General features: G+C 71.9%; 21 protein-coding genes. 9 read left to right on the top strand and 12 right to left on the bottom strand.

Going from position 1 to position 20309, the window contains the following annotated elements:
- Positions 1 to 24 precede the first annotated feature (24 nt).
- The 4 genes from ACWEJ6_RS11945 to ACWEJ6_RS11930 all read right to left on the bottom strand — a co-directional run bounded on the left by ACWEJ6_RS11945 (position 25) and on the right by ACWEJ6_RS11930 (position 3616).
- On the bottom strand, positions 25 to 546 hold the full coding sequence (locus tag ACWEJ6_RS11945) for a hypothetical protein (protein WP_452423277.1): 522 nt from the start codon (positions 544 to 546) through the stop codon (positions 25 to 27).
- Between the two features lie 267 nt (positions 547 to 813).
- Positions 814 to 2148, bottom strand: a complete 1335-nt coding sequence (locus tag ACWEJ6_RS11940) for a serine/threonine-protein kinase (RefSeq protein WP_452423275.1) — start codon at positions 2146 to 2148, stop codon at positions 814 to 816.
- A gap of 61 nt (positions 2149 to 2209) precedes the next feature.
- The gene (locus ACWEJ6_RS11935) at positions 2210 to 2701 is read right to left on the bottom strand and encodes an SRPBCC family protein (protein WP_452423273.1); all 492 of its coding nucleotides are present in this window, start codon (positions 2699 to 2701) and stop codon (positions 2210 to 2212) included.
- Positions 2702 to 2737: 36 nt separating this feature from the next.
- Positions 2738 to 3616, bottom strand: a complete 879-nt coding sequence (locus ACWEJ6_RS11930; protein WP_452423271.1) for an alpha/beta fold hydrolase — start codon at positions 3614 to 3616, stop codon at positions 2738 to 2740.
- Between the two features lie 70 nt (positions 3617 to 3686).
- Between ACWEJ6_RS11930 and ACWEJ6_RS11925 the strand changes: the two genes are divergently transcribed.
- Complete coding sequence (locus tag ACWEJ6_RS11925) at positions 3687 to 4304, top strand: TetR family transcriptional regulator (RefSeq protein ID WP_452423269.1); 618 nt, start codon at positions 3687 to 3689, stop codon at positions 4302 to 4304.
- 156 nt (positions 4305 to 4460) lie between these two features.
- Positions 4461 to 5267, top strand: coding sequence for a TSUP family transporter (locus ACWEJ6_RS11920; protein ID WP_452423267.1), 807 nt, complete (start codon positions 4461 to 4463; stop codon positions 5265 to 5267).
- Positions 5268 to 5293: 26 nt separating this feature from the next.
- Here ACWEJ6_RS11920 and ACWEJ6_RS11915 read toward each other — a convergent pair whose 3' ends face one another.
- Complete coding sequence (locus ACWEJ6_RS11915) at positions 5294 to 6226, bottom strand: TetR/AcrR family transcriptional regulator C-terminal domain-containing protein (protein ID WP_452423265.1); 933 nt, start codon at positions 6224 to 6226, stop codon at positions 5294 to 5296.
- 186 nt (positions 6227 to 6412) lie between these two features.
- Here ACWEJ6_RS11915 and ACWEJ6_RS11910 point away from each other — a divergent pair, with 186 nt between their 5' ends.
- Positions 6413 to 7216 carry an alpha/beta fold hydrolase gene (locus ACWEJ6_RS11910; RefSeq protein WP_452423263.1) on the top strand — a complete coding sequence of 268 codons (804 nt, stop codon included), beginning with the start codon at positions 6413 to 6415 and terminating at the stop codon, positions 7214 to 7216.
- 104 nt (positions 7217 to 7320) lie between these two features.
- On the opposite strand, the gene ACWEJ6_RS11905 is transcribed toward ACWEJ6_RS11910, so the two are convergent.
- Together ACWEJ6_RS11905 and ACWEJ6_RS11900 are read right to left on the bottom strand one after the other, a co-directional pair.
- Positions 7321 to 7938, bottom strand: a complete 618-nt coding sequence (locus ACWEJ6_RS11905; RefSeq protein ID WP_452423261.1) for a LysE family translocator — start codon at positions 7936 to 7938, stop codon at positions 7321 to 7323.
- The gene (locus ACWEJ6_RS11900; RefSeq protein WP_397159527.1) at positions 7935 to 8684 is read right to left on the bottom strand and encodes a metallophosphoesterase; all 750 of its coding nucleotides are present in this window, start codon (positions 8682 to 8684) and stop codon (positions 7935 to 7937) included. Before ACWEJ6_RS11900 ends, ACWEJ6_RS11905 begins: the two co-directional genes overlap by 4 nt.
- Before the next feature lie 71 nt (positions 8685 to 8755).
- On the opposite strand from ACWEJ6_RS11900, the gene ACWEJ6_RS11895 reads away from it, so the two are divergent.
- Positions 8756 to 9394: a CGNR zinc finger domain-containing protein gene (locus ACWEJ6_RS11895; protein WP_387675786.1), complete on the top strand. Its 639-nt coding sequence runs from the start codon at positions 8756 to 8758 to the stop codon at positions 9392 to 9394.
- A gap of 36 nt (positions 9395 to 9430) precedes the next feature.
- Here the strand turns inward: ACWEJ6_RS11895 and ACWEJ6_RS11890 are convergent, their stop codons facing one another.
- The 3 genes from ACWEJ6_RS11890 to ACWEJ6_RS11880 all read right to left on the bottom strand — a co-directional run bounded on the left by ACWEJ6_RS11890 (position 9431) and on the right by ACWEJ6_RS11880 (position 11649).
- Positions 9431 to 10561, bottom strand: a complete 1131-nt coding sequence (locus tag ACWEJ6_RS11890) for an oxidoreductase (RefSeq protein WP_452423259.1) — start codon at positions 10559 to 10561, stop codon at positions 9431 to 9433.
- Positions 10562 to 10642: 81 nt separating this feature from the next.
- A complete protein-coding gene (locus ACWEJ6_RS11885; RefSeq protein WP_452423257.1) occupies positions 10643 to 11263 on the bottom strand; it encodes a DsbA family oxidoreductase in 621 nt (206 codons plus the stop codon).
- Positions 11260 to 11649, bottom strand: coding sequence for a RidA family protein (locus ACWEJ6_RS11880; protein ID WP_387675795.1), 390 nt, complete (start codon positions 11647 to 11649; stop codon positions 11260 to 11262). Before ACWEJ6_RS11880 ends, ACWEJ6_RS11885 begins: the two co-directional genes overlap by 4 nt.
- A 222-nt stretch (positions 11650 to 11871) precedes the next feature.
- Here ACWEJ6_RS11880 and ACWEJ6_RS11875 point away from each other — a divergent pair, with 222 nt between their 5' ends.
- On the top strand, positions 11872 to 12969 hold the full coding sequence (locus tag ACWEJ6_RS11875; RefSeq protein ID WP_452423255.1) for an epoxide hydrolase family protein: 1098 nt from the start codon (positions 11872 to 11874) through the stop codon (positions 12967 to 12969).
- A gap of 50 nt (positions 12970 to 13019) precedes the next feature.
- On the opposite strand, the gene ACWEJ6_RS11870 is transcribed toward ACWEJ6_RS11875, so the two are convergent.
- Positions 13020 to 14003 carry a helix-turn-helix domain-containing protein gene (locus tag ACWEJ6_RS11870; protein WP_387675798.1) on the bottom strand — a complete coding sequence of 328 codons (984 nt, stop codon included), beginning with the start codon at positions 14001 to 14003 and terminating at the stop codon, positions 13020 to 13022.
- Between the two features lie 286 nt (positions 14004 to 14289).
- On the opposite strand from ACWEJ6_RS11870, the gene ACWEJ6_RS11865 reads away from it, so the two are divergent.
- The 3 genes from ACWEJ6_RS11865 to ACWEJ6_RS11855 all read left to right on the top strand — a co-directional run bounded on the left by ACWEJ6_RS11865 (position 14290) and on the right by ACWEJ6_RS11855 (position 18078).
- Positions 14290 to 15741 (top strand): alkaline phosphatase family protein, encoded by a 1452-nt coding sequence (locus tag ACWEJ6_RS11865; RefSeq protein ID WP_452423253.1) that lies wholly within the window; start codon positions 14290 to 14292, stop codon positions 15739 to 15741.
- Between the two features lie 70 nt (positions 15742 to 15811).
- Positions 15812 to 17071 carry an MFS transporter gene (locus ACWEJ6_RS11860; protein WP_452423251.1) on the top strand — a complete coding sequence of 420 codons (1260 nt, stop codon included), beginning with the start codon at positions 15812 to 15814 and terminating at the stop codon, positions 17069 to 17071.
- Positions 17068 to 18078 carry a hypothetical protein gene (locus tag ACWEJ6_RS11855; RefSeq protein WP_452423249.1) on the top strand — a complete coding sequence of 337 codons (1011 nt, stop codon included), beginning with the start codon at positions 17068 to 17070 and terminating at the stop codon, positions 18076 to 18078. Before ACWEJ6_RS11860 ends, ACWEJ6_RS11855 begins: the two co-directional genes overlap by 4 nt.
- Before the next feature lie 48 nt (positions 18079 to 18126).
- Here ACWEJ6_RS11855 and ACWEJ6_RS11850 read toward each other — a convergent pair whose 3' ends face one another.
- Positions 18127 to 18735, bottom strand: a complete 609-nt coding sequence (locus ACWEJ6_RS11850) for a TetR/AcrR family transcriptional regulator (protein ID WP_452423247.1) — start codon at positions 18733 to 18735, stop codon at positions 18127 to 18129.
- Positions 18736 to 18811: 76 nt separating this feature from the next.
- On the opposite strand from ACWEJ6_RS11850, the gene ACWEJ6_RS11845 reads away from it, so the two are divergent.
- Positions 18812 to 20029 (top strand): glycosyltransferase, encoded by a 1218-nt coding sequence (locus ACWEJ6_RS11845; protein ID WP_452423245.1) that lies wholly within the window; start codon positions 18812 to 18814, stop codon positions 20027 to 20029.
- Positions 20030 to 20309: the final 280 nt, after the last annotated feature.

Below are 20309 nucleotides of genomic sequence, written 5' to 3'. Positions count from 1 at the left end.
GCCCGTGGCCTGGCCGAGCGTCCTCTACGTCGTGACCAGCCCGGCGCGGCCGGGCATGGCGGCCCCGAGGCCATGGTCGTCCCGGCCCGTCATGGGCCGGTCAAGGAGAGCGCTCACGTCCGGCTCACCTCGAAGCAGCGCCGTGCTGGAGCCGTCGCCGCTGAGCCGGCGGCCGGCCGCGGTGAGGGTGGGCGTGAGCGCGTCGGCCTGCTCGGGAGGGCGCGGCAGCGGGATGGGGCCGAAATGGCGGGCGTCGTCGGTGGGGACGCGGTTGCAAGGTACGTCCCGTGGGCGGCCGGCGTTGCGTCGGCACCCGCGTGCGGTCGACTGCTGATGGAGCAGTGCGAGGGTCGGCCGGTCACGTTGGTATGCAACACCACCCGGCCGGTTCGGCGCATTCGGTTTGTTGCCGGTGCCGGTGCTGGTGCCGGTGCCGGTGCTGGTGCCGGTGCTGGTGCCGGTGCCGGTGCCGGTGCCGGTGCCGGTGCTGGTGCTGGTGTCGGTGCCGTGTCGGTGTCGGCGTAGGGCCTGGCCGCCACTGTCCACACGACAACCCCGCGCACGTCGCCGCGGCCCGCCCCATCCCCGCCGGTGTCGTGCGGGGTGGACCAGTGGCAGGGCGGCGGCCCCGAGCGGCTGTACGAGCCGGTGGGCAGCCACCCCCCGACAACACTGGCTCGAAGCGCCGCCCGGCCTCGTCACGGCAACGCACCGGACTGGGACGGGCAGTAGCAACAATGCATCGACAGTAAGTCAGGTCAATGCGTGACGGCGCGGTAGGTTCCGCGAATTCCATCGCGGGATGGCCGCGCCTCAGCACATCGACGGGATGCAGGTGAACGGGTTCTCCATCGGGGACGGCGGCTGCGGCTGGGCGGGCGGCTGGGTGGGTGCCTGCGTGGGCTGCTGCGACGGCTCGCGCGTGGGCTCCGGCGGCTTCTCGGTGTTCCGGGCGGGCGTCGGGTGGGGCGCCGAGCCGTCGTCGATGGGGCTGCTCACCGCGTCGTCCGTCCTGGCCGGCCGGGTCGCGGGGGCCGAGGTCCTGGGCCGGGCCCGCTGCGTGGCCGGCGGGGACGACGTCCGCCGCGCCGTGCTCCTGACCTCCTGCGGCGAGGCGGTGACCGCGGCCGGGGCCGGGGCGGTGGTGGTGCCGGACGGCGGGGGAGCGGCCGAGCCGATCGTGGCCGGGGGCGGCGGGGGCGGGCCGTCCGCGATGATCAGCACGCCGCCCGCGACGAGCAGCGCCGCCGTCGCGGCGGCGGCCGCCGCGGGCAGCGCGCGCCGCCGCGCCCGGCCGGCCTGACGCTCCGGCGGCAGGGGAGACCCGGCGGCCGGTACCGGTGCGAACCCGCGCGAGGTCAGCCCGGTGACCAGGTCGTCGGCGCTCGGCCGCGCGGCCGGGTCCTTCGACAGGCCGGCGGTGACGAGCCGGAGCAGGACGCCGTCCAGCCCGGAGACGGCCGGCTGCTCGTTCAGGATGCGGTTGATCACGGCGGGGGTGGAGTCGGCGCCGAACGCCGGCCGCCCGGAGGCGGCGAACACCATGGTCACGGCCCAGGCGAAGACGTCGGCCGCGGCCGTCACCTGCCCGCCGCCGATCTGCTCGGGCGCCAGATAGGACGGCGTGCCCATCAGCGGGCCCGTCGAGGTGTTGCCCGGCGCGTCCAGGGCCCGGGCGATGCCGAAGTCGATCACGACCGGGCCCTCGGGTCCCATGAGGATGTTGGCCGGCTTGAAGTCGCGGTGGAGCACCCCGGCCCGGTGGATGGCGGCCAGCGCGGCGGCGGTGCTGATCGCCAGCCGCTCCAGCGCGGCCCCCTGCCGTGGTCCCTCGGTGGCGACCAGATCGCGCAGCGAGGGGCCCGGCACGTACTCGCTGACGATGTAGGGCCGCCGGCCCGCCAGGTCGGCGTGGAGCACGGGCGCGGTGGAGAACCTGGCCACCCGCCGGGCGATCTCCACCTCCCGCAAAAACCCGGCGCGCGCGCCGGGATCGGTCAGCAGGCCGTTGTGCAGCAGCTTGACGGCCACCTGGCGGCCGGAGGGGTCGCGTCCCAGATAGACGACGCCCTGGCCGCCCTCGCCGAGCCGGGCGACGAGCTCGTACGGCCCCAGCCTGCGCGGATCGTCCTCCACCAGCTGGTCCATCTGGCTCCCTGGAACATATGAACGGACAGGACAAAAAGGTGTTGCGATGACGCCTGTTCTTTCAGGCTGACAGTCCGCTCGGGTCGGCGTCGGCGACGAGGCCGAGAACGATGTCGTGCTCCAGCAGCGCCTTGAGGGCACTGATCAGGAACGTGAAGCCGCCGGTGGAGTCGGTTACGTGGTGGACGAGCTCGTCGCCGGTGCCGGTGAACCCGGTTTCGGTGACTTGGACGTAGGTGGTGTCGTCGGGCATGGGGATGAAACGGAACTCGACTGTGGTGGGGGCGTCGGGCGCGTAGTTGCCCCAGGTGAAGCGGATCCGACTGTTTTCGTCCACCTCTTCGACCGAGGCTTGAGTCGACGCCCCGTACATCTCCCACTCCCAGGTCAACTCGGCGCCTGGGGTCATCGTCCCGCTGCTCTTGGTGTACCAGATCCTGCTCGTGATGGCGGGGTCCACGATGGCCTGGAACACCTCGTGGACGGGGCGGCGGATGAGCATGCCGACCTTCACCGAGGGGGGCGTGGTGAGCTCGATCGTCCGTGCGGACATGCGGTGGTTCTCCTTTCGCGGTCCGGCGGTACGCGGTCAACGTGTCAGGAAGGCATGTAACGCGGTGATCAGGGCGGCCGGATTGTCCTCCTGGACGTTGTGCCCGGCGTCCGGCACGACCACGAGCTCGCCGTTCGGGACGTGCGCGACCAGGCGTTCGGCGGCGGCCTGGGGGAGCACCCTGCTGCGTCCGCCGCGCACGAGCAGTACCGGCGTCCTGCTGAGCTGGGCGGGCAGCCGATCGATGGCCGCCAGGATGGCGGGGAAGTCCGGAGGCCGTGGATCGCCCTTCGGCGCCCAGCCGCCGCCGGGTGCCCGGCGGAACAGCGTGCTCATGCGGTAGGCGACACTGGGCCGGTGGGCGCGTGGATTGACCCGCATCGCGGCCTCCACCACCGTCTCCAGATCCCGCACCGGACCGAGCCCGCTGATGAACGTCCGCACCCGCCAGGTGCTGTCGAAGTCCACGCCGGGTGCGACATCGATGAGCGCCAGCCGCTCCACCCGCCCGGGATGCTCGTCGGCGACGTGGGCCGCGATGACGCCGCCCAGCGACATGCCGACCAGGTGGACCCGGTAGAAGCCGAGATGGTCGGCCGCGGCGACGACGTCGGCCGCAAGGGTGCCTGGGCGGTAGTCGCCGGACCAGCCGCTCTCGCCGTGACCTCGCAGATCCAGCGCGATCAGCCGGGCAGCGCCGCGCAGGCCGAGGCAGACGAAGTCCCACGTGTGCGCGGTCAACGCGCCACCGTGCAACAGCAGGACGGGAGATCCCGTTCCGCCCCAGTCGAGCCCGTGCAACCGGCAGCCCGCGCGGGAGAAGTGGATCTCGCGGGGCGGAGCCGGATCGTCGATCGTGACACCCAGTGCCGCCGCCAGCTCGGTCATCGCCGGAATCGCGAAGTGCCCCTGCACGCGCCACCTCCTTACCTTGAGCCATCAAGGTAAGGGAGGCTGCCTTGGCCGGTCAAGGTAAGGTGTGCGCATGGCCACCCGAGTACGACGTCAGCCTGAGGATGCCAAGCGGCTGATCCTCGAGGCGGCGAGCAGGTTGCTCGCCGCGGGTGGCCCCGCCGCCGTGCAGGTGCGCGCCGTCGCCGCGGAGGTCGGCGTGTCCGACGCCGCGGTCAACCACCACTTCGGCACGCGTGACCGGCTGCTGGAGTCGCTGCTGCGATTCGGCGGGGCCAGACTGAAGGCCGAACTGCGCACCGTGCTCGACACGTGGGCTGACGCCCCGATCGATCCCGCCGAGCTGGTGCGCACGCTGGCCGCGCTGTACGCCGGTGGTTACGCCGAACTGGCGCTCGCGCTGCACCGTTCCGGCTGGCGGGACGCCGGCAGCGGAATGCTGGACGAGGTGGTGGACCGGCTGCACGCCCAGGCTCGGCAGCAGTGCGCGGCCACCGGGCGGACGCCGCCGTCCCGCGAGGCGATCCAGCTGACCGTGTGTGCGCTGCACCAAGCCGTCGCGACGGAGCCGCTGTTCGGCGACGAGTTCCGCCGGAGCGTCGGACTGGACGACACCGCCCGGGACCGTCTGCTCGACTGGTGGACCGAGACCCTGCGCACGACCGTCGCCGGAGAGTACGGTGTCGGGTGAGTGTCTAGGGTTCCGCCGCCCGGCCCGTTTCATGCAGGTCTGGTGGGCCTGGTCCGAGCGACACCGCCGGCGGCTTCGGTGGCCACCGGTCAACTGAAGGGGCAAAAGCCTGGAGGTCGTGGTTCCCGCGAGCGTGGGAGCCGGAGAGGCCTTCCGGTGTGCCCGACCGTCGTCCTGTTCGTCCAGCAGCTGCCCGGTGGGATCTCGCGACTGAGCGCGTCGGCTCTTGGGTCGTCCACCGGCCTCATCCCCGCGCTGATGACCGCGTCACTGCTGGCCTTCGCTCTGGCCTGGCTGTCGTCGGTGGGCGGCGTGGGCGGCGGCGTGTTGATGCTGATCGCGCTCACCGCCCTGTTCGGTCTTCAGGTGGCCCTGCCCACCCTCACACTGACTCAATTGGCCAGTAACGGCGGCCGCGTCTGGTTCAACCGGCGCGCGGTCCAGTGGCGGCTCATCAAGTGGTACGCCCTGGGCGCCATCCCCTTCGCCCTGGCCGGAGGTCTCCTGCTGCCCTACGTGCCGGTCGAACCGCTCAAGCGCGTTCTCGGCGCGTTTCTCGTCGTCACCGTCTTCTGGCGGCGCTTCCAGCCGGTCCGCGCGGCGCCGGCCGACAAGACGTTCGCCGCCATCGGCGCCGGTTGCGGACTCGTCTCAGCCCTGTTCGGGGCGGCAGGACCGCTCGCGGCCCCGTTCTTCCTGGTCAAGGGCGTCATCGGCAGCGCGTACGTCGGCACCGAAGCGGCCGCCTCCCTGGTCATCCACCTGACCAAGATCGTCGCTTATGGCGCGGGCAGCCTGCTGTCCGTCCATGTGCTCCTCCTCGGTCTGGCTCTCACCCCGGCCGTCGTCGCCGGCGCGTGGCTGGGCAGAAGAACCGTCGCCCGGATGAACGCCCAGGCCCTCGTGCTGGTCATCGAGGGCGGAATCGTCGTCGCGGCGATCTTGTTGTGCGCCGGGATCTGAGCCGCGGCGCATCCTGGTCGACGTCGTCAGGGCGGCGGCCCGGCGATCAGCGTCGCGATGCCCTCCAGGAGGCGGTGGAGCCCGAACTCGAACAGGGTGTCCAGGTCGAGTGAACGGAATGGGACGAGTGCGAGATTCGGGAACGCCGTTTCGCCTGAAGGCCCCATCAGCGCCGGTGTGCTGCGGGTGTCCATCCACTGCTCGTCGGTGATCCCCGAGTGGGCCACGGCCGCGGCCTCGGATTCCAGGTTCGCGGCCACCCCCCGGACGTAGGCGGCCACGCAGACATGGATGTGCAGGCTCGTGGCCGGGTCCAGGCCGAGCCCGTCCAGGGCGCGCATCATCCACTTGCTGTGGACCATCGCGCGGGGAGCGGGCAGCGGGCGGGTGAAGGAAATGGCCTGAGCCAGCCACGGGTGACGCCGGTACATGGCCCACTGCTGCCTGGCCGCCGTCTCCAGGCGGTGGCGCCATCCGGGCGGCAAGGGCTCCGGAAGCGGGAACTGGCCGAAGGCGGCGTCGGTCATGAGCAGGATCAGCTGCTCTCTGCTGGAGACGTGGCGGTAGAGGGCCATGGTGGTGACGTCCAGATCGGCGGCGAGGCGGCGCATGGACAGTGCGGCCAGCCCCTCGGCGTCCGCGATGGCCAACCCCGCGCGGACGATCCGGCCCCGGTCCAAGGACGCCGTCGGACGTCTGCGATCGTGCGGCGTCCTCGGGCGGACGCCCGGCGTGTCGACGACCGTGCCGACTCCGGGAACCGGCCGCGCCAGGCCGGCCTGCCGCAGGGCGGTCAGCGCCTTCGTGGCGGTGGCCATGGCGACGCCGAATTCCCGGACGATCTGCCGCGTGGAGGGCAGCAGCTCACCGGGACGGAGCTCGCCGCTTTCAACGCGTCGGCGCAGTTCGGCGGTGATGCGCAGGAAGGGCGGATCAGCGGGGGGCTCGGCAGGGCTCATCACAGAACTCCCTTCATGGGGCCGCACTAGTGCACCGACGCTCGGCTCGGCCGTTGCCCCAGCCGCATCATCCCACTTGAACCAACCGCACTAGGGCGCGCTTGGCCGTAGGCGCCTCCGCAGTCTACGGTGCACACATCCAGCCGGAACCGCCTGGTCGGAGACCGAAACGATCGGAGCACCGAGATGCCGAGCGCGATCCCCACCCCGGTACGCGCAGCACTGGATCTGGACGGACGCCACCTGTCCTACCTCGACTTCGGCGGCCCTGGCCGGCCCCTGCTGGCACTGCACGGACATCTCGGCCAGGGCGCGATGTGGAGCGGCCTGGCGGCCGAGCTGGGTCCGCACTGGCGGGTCATCGCGCCCGACCAGCGAGGGCACGGCGAGTCGGACCGAGCCACGGACTACTCCCGCGAGGGGTATGTGGCCGACCTCGCGGCCTTGCTGGAGCACCTGGACGCCGGCCCGGTCGTGGCTCTGGGGCACTCTCTGGGCGGCCTGAACGCCTACCAGCTCGCCGCCCGTCACCCGGCCCTCGTCCGCGCCCTGGTCGTCGAGGAGATCGGCGCCGTCGTCTCAGGCCCGAGCCGTCTGGACTTCCTGCTGTCCACTCCGTACGAGGCCGCCACCCGTGAGGAGCTGGTTGCCGGGCTCGGCGCGGCGGGTCCGATGTTCGCGGGCGGTCTGCGGCAACTGCCGGACGGCGGCTGGCGCCTGCCGTTCCACCCCCACGACACGGTCGAGTCGGAACGCGCCAACTGGGGCGACCACTGGGCCGACTGGCTGGCGACCGACGTCCCCGCGCTGCTTCTGGTGGGCGAGAACAGCCCGATCACCCGCGGTCAGGCGCACGAGATGGCCGAGCGGCGGCCGCACACCCGGCTGGTGACACTCCACGGTGACCACTTCGTGCACCTCCAGGACCCGGCGGGTTTCATCGGCGCGCTCCAGGACTTCCTGCGAACGCTCGACGCCACCTCCGCGTGACGAGCGGCTGACGTTCCGCCGCCGGACCACGTACGTGCCGGCGGACCGGCCGGCAGCCGGCCGCGCGCCCCCGGGAGCGCTGACGCCGCCGACCGTGACAGCGCCTACGTCGTGGCGGCCCGGACGCCGAGGACGACGAGCACCACCGCCGTCACCCTGGCGACTGCGCGCCTGAAGCGGGCCCTGTGCAGGATGTGCGCCCCTCGGCGAACCAGGACCGTCCAGGTCAGCAGCCACACCGCCATCAGCAGGGCGTGGGCGGTGGCCAGGGTGAGGATCTGCCCGTCGAGAGGACGGCCGGGCACGATGAACTGGGGGACCAGGGTCAGGTAGATGGAGGCCGCCTTGGGGTTGAGCACGTTCGCCAGCAGGGCCTGGGCGTAGACGGAGCCGGTACGTCTCGGCCGATCCGTGAGCTCAGGAGGCGGGGGCAGGGTGGTGGAACGCCAGGTCCACAGGCCGAGGCCGATGAGGTAGGCCGCCCCGAGGAGCTTGACGACGGTGAAGGCCTGGCTGGAGTGCATGACCAGGGCCGACAGCCCGGCGATGGCCAGGGTCGCGTGGGCGTACAGGCCGCTGACCGTGCCGAGGATGATCGGGAGGGCCTGCCGGTGACCACCGGCCGTGACGTGCTGGACGAGCAGGGCCAGGCTGGCGCCCGGAGTGGCGATGACGGGCAGGATCGCCAGGAGGAACGCGGCGACCGCGTACGTGTGGGTCATGCCTGGAGCACGACGCGGAAGTGGGTGGTGAGGCGGTGGTCGTCGTCCAGGACGTGGAAGGCGAGGCCGGGCGGTTGGTCGCGGTCGGCGGGCCGGTCGCCCTCCCACGGCAGGCGCAGGGTCCAGGTGACGGCCGGCGCGACGATCAAGGGACGACCGGCGAAGGTGGAAGCGGCCGCGGTGTGAGCGTGGCCGGTGAGCACGGCGACGACCTGCGGATGCGCGTCGAGCAGCGCGGCCAGGTCGCCGGGCGCCTCCAGCCGCCCGGAGTCGGGCAACGGGTGGTGGAGGACGACGGGCGGCTGATGGAAGGCGATCAGCGCGGGCGTGTCCGGGGCGAGCCCGTCGAGGGTGGCGTGCATCCAGGCGAGGGTTTCGGCGTCGAGCCGGCCCTCGTCGCGCCCGGGAATGGTGGAGTCGCACATCAGGATGGCGGTGCCGCCGACGTGGTGCACCTGGTTGACGGGACCGGGCGCGGGTGGCCGTCGCAGCAGCGCCTTGCGGTAGGCCGGGCGGACGTCGTGGTTGCCGGGGCAGGTGAGCACCGGGAAGGGGGCGGCCAGGAGCTGGGCGGCCTGCTCGTACTCGGCCTCCGCGCCGTGATCGGCGATGTCACCGGTGACCAGCAGGGCGTCGACCGGGCGGGGCAGCGCCCTGAGGTGGTCCATGACCTGGGTGGCGCGCCGGGTCGCCCGGTCGGTGCCGTCCAGGTGCAGGTCGCTGATCTGGGCCAGGAGCAACGTCATCGTGCGATCCCCAAGCTGTCTAATGGTTAAATGGGATTTAGCGTTAGGGACCATAGAGTACGGAAGAGGACGTGAGCAACCGGGAGGTTGGAGTGGAGCGCTGGCCGGCACTGGAACTGGCGAGCACGATCCGCCACGACGGCGACGGCGGTGTCGCCGACGACCTGGCGACGGCGCAGAGCACGACCCGCTGGATCCATCAGCAGGCCGAGCTGCTGGCCGGCCGCGCCGACGTCGCAGAGCTCACGGTGGGGGAGGAGCTCAGGAGCGAGATCGTCGGGCTCCGCCGGGCCGTGCGGGCGCTGTTCGCGCATGCGGTCAGCCCGGCGCCTCCGAGCCGGGCCGACGCCCACCGGCTGATGCCGGTCGAGCAGGCGCTGGCGCACCTCAACGCGGCTGCCGCCCGTGAGGCGATCGTCCCGCAACTCGACTGGCCCGCGAGCGGAACACCCCGTACGGAAGTGTTGTCGACCGAGCGCGATGCGGGCGTCCAGTTGATCGCGGCGCTGGCGCGGGCCGCCATCGAGTTCCTGAGCGGTCCGCAGCGTGAGCAGTTGCGGGCCTGCAACGCGCCGCGCTGCGTACGCTACTTCGTCAAGAGCCACGGGCGGCAGGAGTGGTGCAAGCCGTCATGCGGCAACCGCGCCCGGGCCGCGCGCCACTACCAGCGCCACAACGCCACGACCGCCCAAGAGGTGGCCGGGCCCTGACCACTGCGGGACAAACCGGGCGGCACAGCGGCGATCCTAGGCGGGATGACGCACGCGGCGCATGCCCTGGAGCCGCTGTCGCGCGTTGCTCAGCGTCGCCATGGGTTCCAGGATGCGACGGTCGTACGTCTCCAGCGGCAGGCTCCGCGACACGCGACGGGGGAGATCGGGGTTGGCCAGCGCGCCCCGGCCGATGGACAGCAGGTCGGCATGGCCGCCGGACAGAACCTGGGCCGCCTGCGAGAGATCGTGCATGCCGCCGTTGGCGATGACCGGAAGACCGCTCACCTGGCGAGCCAGACTCGTGATCGTGACGCCGCCGTCCAGCCGGGCGGTCTCGATCCAGTCGCGTCCCTCGCTGGCGATGTGCAGGTACGTGGCACCCGCCGCCGCCAGCGCGGCGAAGACGATCCGGGCGTCGGCCGCGCCGCCGGGCCAGCGGTGGCCGAAGTCGTTGACCTTGCCCTGCGACAGCCGCACGCCGACGCAGAAGTCGGCGCCCAGCTCGGCCCGGATCGCGGCCACCACCTCGGCCGTCAGCCGGATCCGGTTCGCGACCGGGCCGCCGTAGGAGTCGGCGCGGCGGTTGGTGTAGTCGGTGAGGAACTGGTCCAGCAGGTAGCCGTTGGCTCCATGAAGTTCGACCCCGTCGAAGCCGGCCTCCCGAGCCCGGACGGCCGAGGCCACGAAGCCGCCGATCGCCGCCTCGATGTCGGCGCCGGTCATCTCCCGGGGCGTGGGCCAGCTTCCGGACCCACCGTACTCGGGCAACATCTCCGCACGCGGCCGCACGGCGGACGGCCCGACCGTGTCGGCGCGATACGGGTTTCCCTGCGACAGCGCGCCGGCGTGCATGAGCTGGAGCACGATACGGCTCCCGGCGGCCCGCACCTTGCCGGTGATCTCACGCCAGGCCGACACGTGCGTGGCGGAGACGATGCCCGGCTGATTGAGGTAACCCTGACTGTTGACGGTGTCGGTATAGGTGCCTTCCGTGATCACCAGCCCGAATCCGCCCTCCGCGTACCGCTCGTAGTATTCGGCCATCTCGCGGGTCGGCGTGCCGTCGGGGGCGGCGGACACCCGGGTCATCGGCGCGACGGCGAATCGGTTGGGCAGGTCGAGACCGCCGACCCGGACGGGCCGCAGCGTGTGGTGGTTCGTCATGGATGTACTCCCTTGATGGGTCGAAGGTCTGTTGCGGAACGCGCACGGCGGCGCGGAGGCGTGCGCGTTCCGCTCCCTCCCTCAGCAGCCCGCCACGCCGCATGAGGTCTGCACGGGCTCCGCGAGATTGTCGAGGACCTCGCGGAGCGCGCCGGCCCGAGGGACGCCCTCGATCCGGTGGGCGCCGTCGATGATGATCGTCGGGACCGAGCGGATCCGCAGTTCGTGCGCCTGCCGGAGCGCGGCCTGGTGCGTCTCGCCGTAGCGGCCGTCGAGGAGGGCGGCGCGGAACTCCGCCGCGTCGAGGCCCAGCCCGGCGGCCAGGTCCGTGAGCACGTCCAGGTCGCCGATGTCGAGGCCGTCCTCGAAGAACGCCCGCAGCAGCCGGTCGTTGTAGGACTCGGCGTCACCGTGCTCCCTGGCGTACTGGTAGCCCTCGAAGGCCAGCCGTGTGTACGGCTGGGGCGAGACGTCCGGCAGGTGGATGTCGACGCCCATCCGCTCCGCCATCGGGTAGATCGTCCGCTTCCAGATGTCCTGGAGGTAGGCGCCCTCGGGCTCCAGCGTCGGAACGGGTTCGGGGCGCAACTCGAACGGCATCCACTCGACCTCGACGTCACGTCCGGCGACAGCCTCCTGGATCGGCCCCTTGGCCAGCAGGCAGAACGGGCAGACGTAGTCGGACCAGATCTGGATCCTCATGAACGCGCCACCGCGGTCGCGTCGATCTCGATCTGCCAGTCGGCCTGGGCCAGCCGGGAGACCTGGATCAGGGTGTCGGCGGGGTAGGGCTCCGCGAAGAACTCCCTGCGCAGCCTGATGATGGTGGCCAGGTTGGGCTCCAGGTCGGTGACGAGGATGGTCACCTTGACCGCGTCGGCGAGGCTGGATCCCGCTGCCTTCAGCACCCGGTCGAGGTTGGCGAACGCCTGCCGGGCCTGGGCCTCGAAGTCGTCGCTGACGGTGACGCCGTTCTCGTCGAAGCCGGCCTGGCCGGAGGCGAACACCAACCCGTTCACCTTGATCGCCTGCGAGATCGCATAGGGCTCGTACCAGTCGGGGGTGGTGCTCACGCGCTCACGCTTCATGACATCTCCTTGTATGTGCATACTTTGTACGTGCAAGGAGATGTTGCATGTACATGTATATTCTTGTCAAGTCCTGAGGGGCGGAAGCCTCACCGGGACGCGCACATATCCGGAGGTCAAGCTGGTTGCCGCGGGTGAGCTGATGGCTCGGGTCGTGAAGCGCTGACAGAATCAGGTCGCTCGACAGACGTAGCTCACCGACCACCTGACGATTGCCGGAGCATGCGACCCCTTCACCTCGACGTACCGGAGCACGTGCTCGCTGACCTGCGAGTACGCCTGTCGCGTACCCGGTTCACCCCAGCCTCGGACCGCACGCGATGGACCGCGGGGACCGACCCCACGGACCTGCGTGCCCTGGTGGAGCACTGGGCGGACGGCTTCGACTGGCGCAGGGTCGAAGCCGGGCTGAACAAGTACTCGCACCACCTGGCCGACATCGACGGCCGGCGGGTGCATTTCGTCCACGTCAGGTCTCCGCGACGCGGCGCGTTGCCGCTGGTGCTCACCCATGGGTGGCCGAGCTGCTTCGTGGAGATGCTGGCACTGGCCGACCGGCTGGCCGCCGACTTCGACGTGGTCATCCCCTCACTGCCGGGTTTCGGGTACTCCGAAACACCCCACGGGCCTTTCACCGGTCATCGGGTCGCCGAGACCTGGCAGCACCTGATGACCACCACCCTCGGTTACCAGCGCTACGGCGCGTTCGGCGGGGACATCGGCGGCAGCGTCACCCAATGGCTCGGCGCCCTGTTCCCGGCCAGCGTGGTCGGGATCCACATGACCTCCGGCAGCCTCACCGCCGGCATCGACTCCTCGGCCGTGAACCCGGACGAGCGGATCTACCTGGAGGCCGAACAGGCCTACGACGCCCAGGACGGCGGCTACAGCGCGATCATGGCAACCCGCCCGGACACCATCGCCGCGGCGCTGACGGACTCACCGGCAGGGCTGTTGGCCTGGATCGCCGACAAGTACCGCGACTGGAGCGACTGCGGGGGCGACCTCACGGCCCGGTGGGAGGCCGACGACCTGCTCACCGTGGCCACCCTCTACTGGGCCACCGGCAGCATCGGTTCCTCCTTCCGTCCCTACTACGACCATCCGCACACCGGGCCCCGCCCACCGATCACCGTGCCGACCGCGATCACCCTGAGCCACGAGCCCCTGATGGCAGGCTTCCCCCGCAGCCTGGCCGAACGCGCCTTTCCCAACCTGCGACATTTCGCCCGCCCCGACCGCGGCGGACACTTCATGGCCCACGAGGAGCCGGACTACCTGGCAGACCAGCTCCGCACCTTCTTCCGACCCCTGACCTGAACCGGAGATCTCTCCAGAGCCGGGCAGGAACCGTGCGTTCGGCGGGCGGGTCAGATCCAGCCCTGGCGGGCCGCGTACAGGGCGAGCTGGAAGCGGGTGACGGTGCCGGCGCGCTGGTTGAGCTGCTCCAGGTTGCGGGACAGGGTGCGGCGGCTGATGCCCAGCAGTTGCGCGATGGTGTCGTCGGTGATCCCGGTCCCGAGCAGTTCCAGGATCCGTACGTGCATCGGCCGCAACGCGGCCGGGACGCGGTCGCTCAGATGCATCGGGAACGCCGAGCGCCACGAGGTCTCGAAGAGCCCGGCCAGCGCCGACAGCAGGCTGGAGGGACGCACCACCAGCAGCGAGTCGTTGACCTCCGCCTCGACGAACGACATCGAGACGATAGCCACCCGCCGGTCGAAGACGGTGAGCTTGACCGGGACGGTCGGCAGCACCCGTGCATGCTCGCCCGCCGCGATGCAGGGCCGGATGTTGACGGCGTAGTAGAGGCCGTTCTCCACCGCGGACTTGGAGTAGACGACCCGGTACTCCACACCGCGCTCCAGGTTGTGCACCTCGGTGGGATTGGCCCCCACGCGGACGTGGTACGGCGGCGAGTCGAAGCGCAGCACCTGCGACTCCACCGTGCCCTCGATGTGCTGGATCCGCTCGACGATGCGCGGCCCGGTCACCACCTCGACGAGATCGTCGGTGGCCTGGGGGCGCACCGAACGCCGGTAGTGACGGTAGGCGTTGACCGCCGCGGTGCGCGCCTGCAGAAGTTCCGCCGACCTGGCGTGGGACAGGTGGTCCAGCGCGATGGTGGGCTCCACGGCCGTGGCCTCCGGCCGTCCGGGGCCGCCGGCGGCGGCCAGGCCCAGGTCGACCAGGCGGCCGAGGGAGCGCTCGGCCTCGCCGGGCTGCCAGCCCAGATGCTCGGCCAGGTCCGCGGCGGTGGTCCGGCCGGTGTGCAGCATGGCCAGGTAGACCTCGGCCTCCTGCGCTGCCATCCCGAGGCGGCGCAGGTGTGCGAGCAGGTCGTCGTCGCTCATGAGGATCCCTTCACGTCCGGTTTGACGTGGCCGGGCAAATCCTGTCATGCAGGGGTTCGCTCACGCAGGACCCACTTCCGCGTCGGCGGCGGCCGGTCCGCCGAGGGACCGCCGCGCCCATTCCGGCCACTGGCGACGGGTCGCCACCACCCGGCGGCGGACGGGAGTACACCGGACTCGACACGCCCCCCGTTCCCCTCCCAGAGATGTCATGCGCCCTCGTCCGGACCGTCCCGTCCTCCCGCCGACGCCACCCACGGCGACCCCCCTGCAAGGAGGTCCAACGATGCACTCCCGCATCGCCGTCCCAGCCCGCGTGCCCGCTCTGGCGCTCCTGGCCGCGCTCGCGCTCGCCGCACCACCCCCGGCGGACGCCGCCGTGCCCGCCGCCCTGCCCGCCGCCGCAACCACTGCCGCAACCACCGCCGCGGCCGTCCCGCAGTTCGACCACGTGGTCATCGTCATGTTCGAGAACAAGAACTACTCGACCATCAAGGGCGGCTCCTCAGCCCCCTACCTCAACTCCCTGGCCTCGCAGGGAACGCTGTTCACCAGCTCCTTCGGCGTCACCCACCCCAGCCAGCCGAACTACATCGCGCTGTTCTCCGGCTCCCAGCAGGGCGTCACCAACGACGACTGCCCCAAGGCGCTGAGCGGCGGCAACCTCGGCCAGCAGCTCCTGAGCGCCGGCCGCACGTTCAGGGCCTACTCCGAGGGCCTGCCCAGCGCCGGGTACACCGGCTGCAGCAGCGGCAAGTACCGGCGCAAGCACGCCCCCTGGGCGGACTTCCCCACGGTGAGCGGCTCCGCGTACCACGTGGCGTACTCCGCCTTCCCCAGCGACTACAGCATGCTGCCGACGGTCTCGTTCGTCATCCCCGACATGTGCAACGACATGCACGACTGCTCGGTCGGCACCGGCGACTCGTGGACCAAGAGCAGGCTCGACGGGTACGTCCAGTGGGCCAAGACGCACAACAGCCTGCTCATCGCCACCTTCGACGAGGACGACTTCACCTCCGTCAACCAGATCTACACCGTCTTCGCCGGAGCCCACGTCAAGGCCGGTCACCAGTCCACCACCCAGATCAACCACTACAACGTGCTGCGCACCATCGAGGACATGTACGGCCTGCCCGCGCTCGGCAACGCGGCCGGCAAGTCTCCCGTCACCGACGCCTGGACGACCTCCGCCCCCGGGACCACGGTCTTCTCCGACGACTTCGAGTCCGACCAGGGCTGGCAGGTCAACACGTCCGGGACCGACACGGCGACCGCGGGGACGTTCGAACGCGGCGTGCCGCAGCAGACCACCTCCACGTACAGCAATCAGATCAAGCAGCTGACCGCGGCCTCCGGCACCCACGCTCTGACCACGGGCGCGGCGGCCGGCGCCGCCTACGGCGACAACGACCTGGACGGCGGCGCCACCACCGTCTCCTCCCCGCAGATCACCCTGCCCGCCACCGGCCCGCTGACCCTGCGCCTGTCCTACAACCTGGCCCACGGTGACAACTCCGGCGCCGACGACCACCTGCGGATCGGCGTCGCGGGCGGTCCCACCCTGATCGAACGGACCGGCGCCGCCGGCGAGACGGCGGGGGCCTGGCAGAGCGCCACCGCCGACCTGTCCGCCTACGCCGGCACCACGGTACGGCTGTCGATCGAGGCCGCCGACGCCGGCACCGCCAGCCTCTTCGAAGCCCAGATCGACGACCTGTCCATCACCCAGGGCTGACCCGAGCAGGCCCCCGCCGCCCGCCCGGCGGGGGCCTTTCCCCACCGCCACCGAGGAGGCGAACCAGCCCGTGTACCTGTCCACCATCGACCGGCCACCCGGGGGCCGCGCGGGCCGGGGCCTGCGCGCCATCGGCGTCAACGTCGTCGTGCTGGGAGCGGTGAGCCTGCTCACCGACGTCTCCGCCGAGATGGTCACCGCCGTCCTCCCGCTCTACTTCGTGCTCACCCTGCACCTCAGCCCCGCCGCCTACGGCCTGATGGACGGCCTCTACACCGGCGCGACGGCCCTGCTGCGGCTGGCCGGCGGCTACGTCGCCGACCGCCTGCGCAGGCGCAAGGCCGTCGCCGCCGCCGGGTACGGCATCTCCGCCCTGGCCAAGCTGGGCCTGCTGGCCGCCGGCGCCTCGGTGCCCGCGCTCGGCGCCGTCATCGTCGCCGACCGGGCGGGAAAGGGGCTGCGTACCGCGCCGCGCGACGCGCTCATCACCCTGTCGGTCCCCGAGCCGCTGCTCGGCCGCGCCTTCGGCATCCACCGGGCGATGGACAGCATGGGCGCGTTCGCGGGGCCGCTGGCCGCGCTCGGCGTCCTGGCGGCCGTCGGGGCGGCCAGCCCGGCCGCGTTCGACGCGCTGTTCCTGACCAGCTTCTGCGTCGCCGTCGCCGGGTTGCTGGTCCTGGCCGCCTTCGCCCGCGACCGCCGCGACAGGCGGCCCGCGGCCTTCCCCGTCACACTCCGCGCCGCCGGCGGCCTGCTGCGGGCCGCCGGGGTCCGCAGGCTGCTCTACGCCGCCGGCCTGCTGGGACTGGCCACCATCGGCGACGGCTTCGTCTACCTGCTCCTGATGGCCCGCCAGTCCATGCCGACCGGCTGGTTCCCGCTCCTGGCGGTGGGCGCCAACCTCGTCTACCTGCTCCTGGCCGCCCCCTTCGGCGCGCTGGCCGACCGGTACGGCCGCCGCACGGTCCTGCTGGCCGGGTACGTCGCGCTCCTGGCCGTCTACCTGCTGCTGTGCAGCGCCCTGCCGGCCGTCCTCGTGACGGTTGCCGCGCTCTGCTGCTACGGCGCCTTCTACGCCGCCACCGACGGCGTGCTGATGGCGCTGGCCGGCCCGCTCCTGCCCGCGGGCCTGCGTACCACCGGGCTGGCCTGCGTACAGACCGTGCAGGCCCTGGCCTACCTCGCCTCCTCCCTCGCCTTCGGGCTCGCCTGGACGAACTGGGGCAGCACCGCGGCGACCGGGGCCGCGGCGGTCGCCGCCGCCGTGGCCGCCACCGCCACGGCCGCCCTCCTGACGGGCCGCCGCACGACCGTGGAGAACGCGCCGTGACCGGCCGCGGACGGCTCCTGGTCGCCGGCATCGCCGGGCTCGCCGTCCTGGCAGCCGTGTCCATCATGATCGCCAGAGCGGCCGGCACGTCCTCGCGGGCCGGAGCCGCCGACAGCGTCTCGCTCGTCCCCGGGCCGCGGCTGGTGGCGCTCGGCACCACCGCCGGCAGCTCCGGCCGGCTGGTGTCCGTCGCGGCCGGCGACCCTGCCGGAGCGCGCGCGGTCTCCGCCTTGTCGTGCGCCAGGCTGTACGCGGCCGGTGGCACCGGGCTGTGCCTGCGCGTGGACCCCGGGCTGACGACGTACCAGCTCGCGGTCCTGGACGCGCGGCTCCGGACGGTCAGAGAGATCCCCCTGGTCGGCGTGCCCAACAGGGCCAGGGTCTCGCCCAGCGGCCGGCTGGTGACCTGGACGGTCTTCGTCACCGGCGACTCCTACAACGGCGGCCGCTTCTCCACCCGCGTCGGCATCCTCGACACCCGTACCCAGGAGCTGATCCCCACCCTGGAGGACTGGCCGGTCACCGTGGACGGAAGGCCGTACCGGGCCAGGGACCTCAACTTCTGGGGTGTCACCTTCACCTCCGACGACCGCCGCTTCTACGCGACGATGTCCACCGCCGGGCACCGCTACCTGGTGCTCGGCGACCTCGACAGGCATCGCCTGCGGGCCCTGACGGACAACGTCGAGTGCCCCTCGCTCTCTCCCGACGGCACCCGGATCGCCTTCAAGTCCGCGCTCGGCGGTGATCCGGCCCGCGGCTGGCGCCTGTCGGTGCTGGACCTGGCCACCCGCCGGGTCACCCCGCTCGCCGAGACCCGCAGCGTGGACGACCAGGCCGCCTGGATCGACCAGCGGACCGTCGCCTACGCCCTCCCCCGGGGACGGGAACACGCCGACGTCTGGACGGTCCCCGCCGACGGCACCGGCACCCCGCGGATCCTCATCCCCGACGCCGCGTCCCCCGCCGCCCTCGACGGCGGCGTCATCGGCACGGAGGCCGAGTGATCAGCGCGTCCGAGCCGCTGCCCGACGACGTCACGGCCGCTACGGCGATCACTCCGCGCGGAGCCGCGCCAGGTGGTGGTCGAGCAACGCCGCGACCTCCTTGGGCGTGTAGTGCCCGACCAGGGTGGCGTTCACGATGCCCTGAGCGAAGGCGTACAGGATGCTCGCCTCCTTGCCGGCGTCCAGGTGGGCGGCGAGTTGCCCGGCGGCCTGGGCGGCCCTGATATGTTCGGCGAGGAAGGACAGCAGGGACGAATACCCCGTCCGCATCGCGGCCGCCTGGTTCTCCGACACCACCGAGCTCGCCTGGAACGCCTGCCCGATGCGGTTGAGGTAGCTGCGCTCCTCATCCAGCGGCAACAGCTCCAGCACGGTCGCTCGCAGCACCTCCAGCGGCGTGGACTGGCGCGCGGCCACCGCCGTCACCCGGTCCCCGATCCAGATCCCGATGCGTTCCAGCGCCAGCAGCAGCATCTGGTCCTTCGTCGTGACGTAGTACTGCACCGCCCCCATGGACATGCCGGCCTCGGCGGCGACCTCCCTCAGGCTGACGCTCTCCATGCCCTTGTCGTGGATGACGCGGTGCACGGCCTCGGCGATGTGCCGCCGCCGGGCGTCGTGGTCGACGATCTTCGGCATCTCCCGCCACTTTCTCATGCGAGCGCATGGTAAAAGCTCTCGTTCCCGTTTATCGTGCGACTGTATGACAAAGCGGGCGACAGGGGGGATCCAGATGCGGGTTCTGATCGTCGGAGTCGGCACGCGTGGGGACGTGGCGCCGTACGCGGGGCTGGGGACGCGGTTACGCGAGGCCGGGCACGAGGTGGTGATCGCCGCGCACGAGCCGTACGCGGAGCTGGTGACCGAGGCGGGCCTGGGGTACGTCCCGCTTCCCGGAGACCCGCTCCGCGCGCTGACCGGCCGCTTGTCCATCAGCGCCTTCAAGGAGTACAGCGAGCAGCTCGTGGAAGGGCTGGCCGGGCTCGCCGGACAGGAGGCCGACCTGCTCCTGCTCGGTGTCGCGGGCGCGCCCGGCTGTCACGTCGCCGAGGCGATGGGCGTGCCGAGCATGGGGGTGCACCTGCAGCCGGTCGACCCCACAGGGGACTTTCCGCCGGTCATGAGCCTGTTCCAGCGGTCGCTCGGACGGTGGGGGAACCGCAGGGCGGCCCGGCTCGCGTTCGAGTCGCCCGCGGCCGGTCCGCTGCTGGCCGGGTTGGGCACCAAGATGCGGGCCCGGCTGGGACTGCCCCCGATGACCCCGCGCGCCCTCTACCGGCACCGGGAGAGCACGCGCTGGCCGGTCTTCCACGGGATCAGCCCGCTGGTGCTGCCGCGCCCGGCCGACTGGCGGCCAGGGCTGGAGATCACCGGCTACTGGTGGCCGCCCCGGCCGCGGGGATGGCAGCCGGAACCCGTGCTGCGCGACTTCCTGACATCAGGACCCACGCCGGTCTTCGTCGGCTTCGGCAGCCTGGCCGGGACGCGGGCCGAGCAGTACACCGAGCTGGCTGTGCAGGCACTGCGGCGGGCCGGGTTGCGCGGCGTGTTGCAGACCGGCCTGCGGGCACACATCTCCGACGATGTGCTGGCGATCGGCGACGTGCCGCACGACTGGCTGTTCCCCCGGCTGGCTGCCGTCGCCCACCACTGCGGCGCCGGTACCGCCGCGAGCGGGGTGCGGGCAGGGGTGCCCGCCGTGGCCGTGCCGGTCATGAACGACCAGCCGTTCTGGGCGTCCAGGCTGACGGCACTCGGCGTGGCCCCGGCCGCCATCCCGTTCCGCCGTCTGACGCCCGCACGGCTGGCCGCCGCGCTCACCACCGCAGTCACCGACCCGGCATACCGCCGGCGGGCCCAAGCCCTCTCGGCCCAGGTCTCGGCAGAGGACGGCGCGGCACCCGTCGTCGAGGCGGTGAACCGGCTCCAGACCACCCGCCGACCAGGATGACAAGCGGGAGGCGTCCACAAGGGCCGCCGGCGTCTACGACGGCACCCGCACCACCCTCTACGAAGGCAGCACCACCACGGGCAAGCTGAATCCGCGCCTGCGGGTGAACGACTACCTCGGCCAACTGCCGAGCTTGCCGTGAAGCGGCGGCTGCGGCTCGGCTCGGATCAGCTCGTACGCAGGTGCCGGACGCGGCATGACGAGCCCGACTCCCTCTGGAACCAGGCGATCAAGCCCTCTCGCCGGGTCGGAAGGGCGACCCTTGACCCGAACCCGGAGC

The sequence above is a fragment of the Nonomuraea sp. NPDC004702 genome, assembly GCF_053601695.1.
The sequence above is the reverse complement of the archived record's forward strand: the minus strand, read 5'-3'. Positions and strand labels throughout refer to the sequence as shown.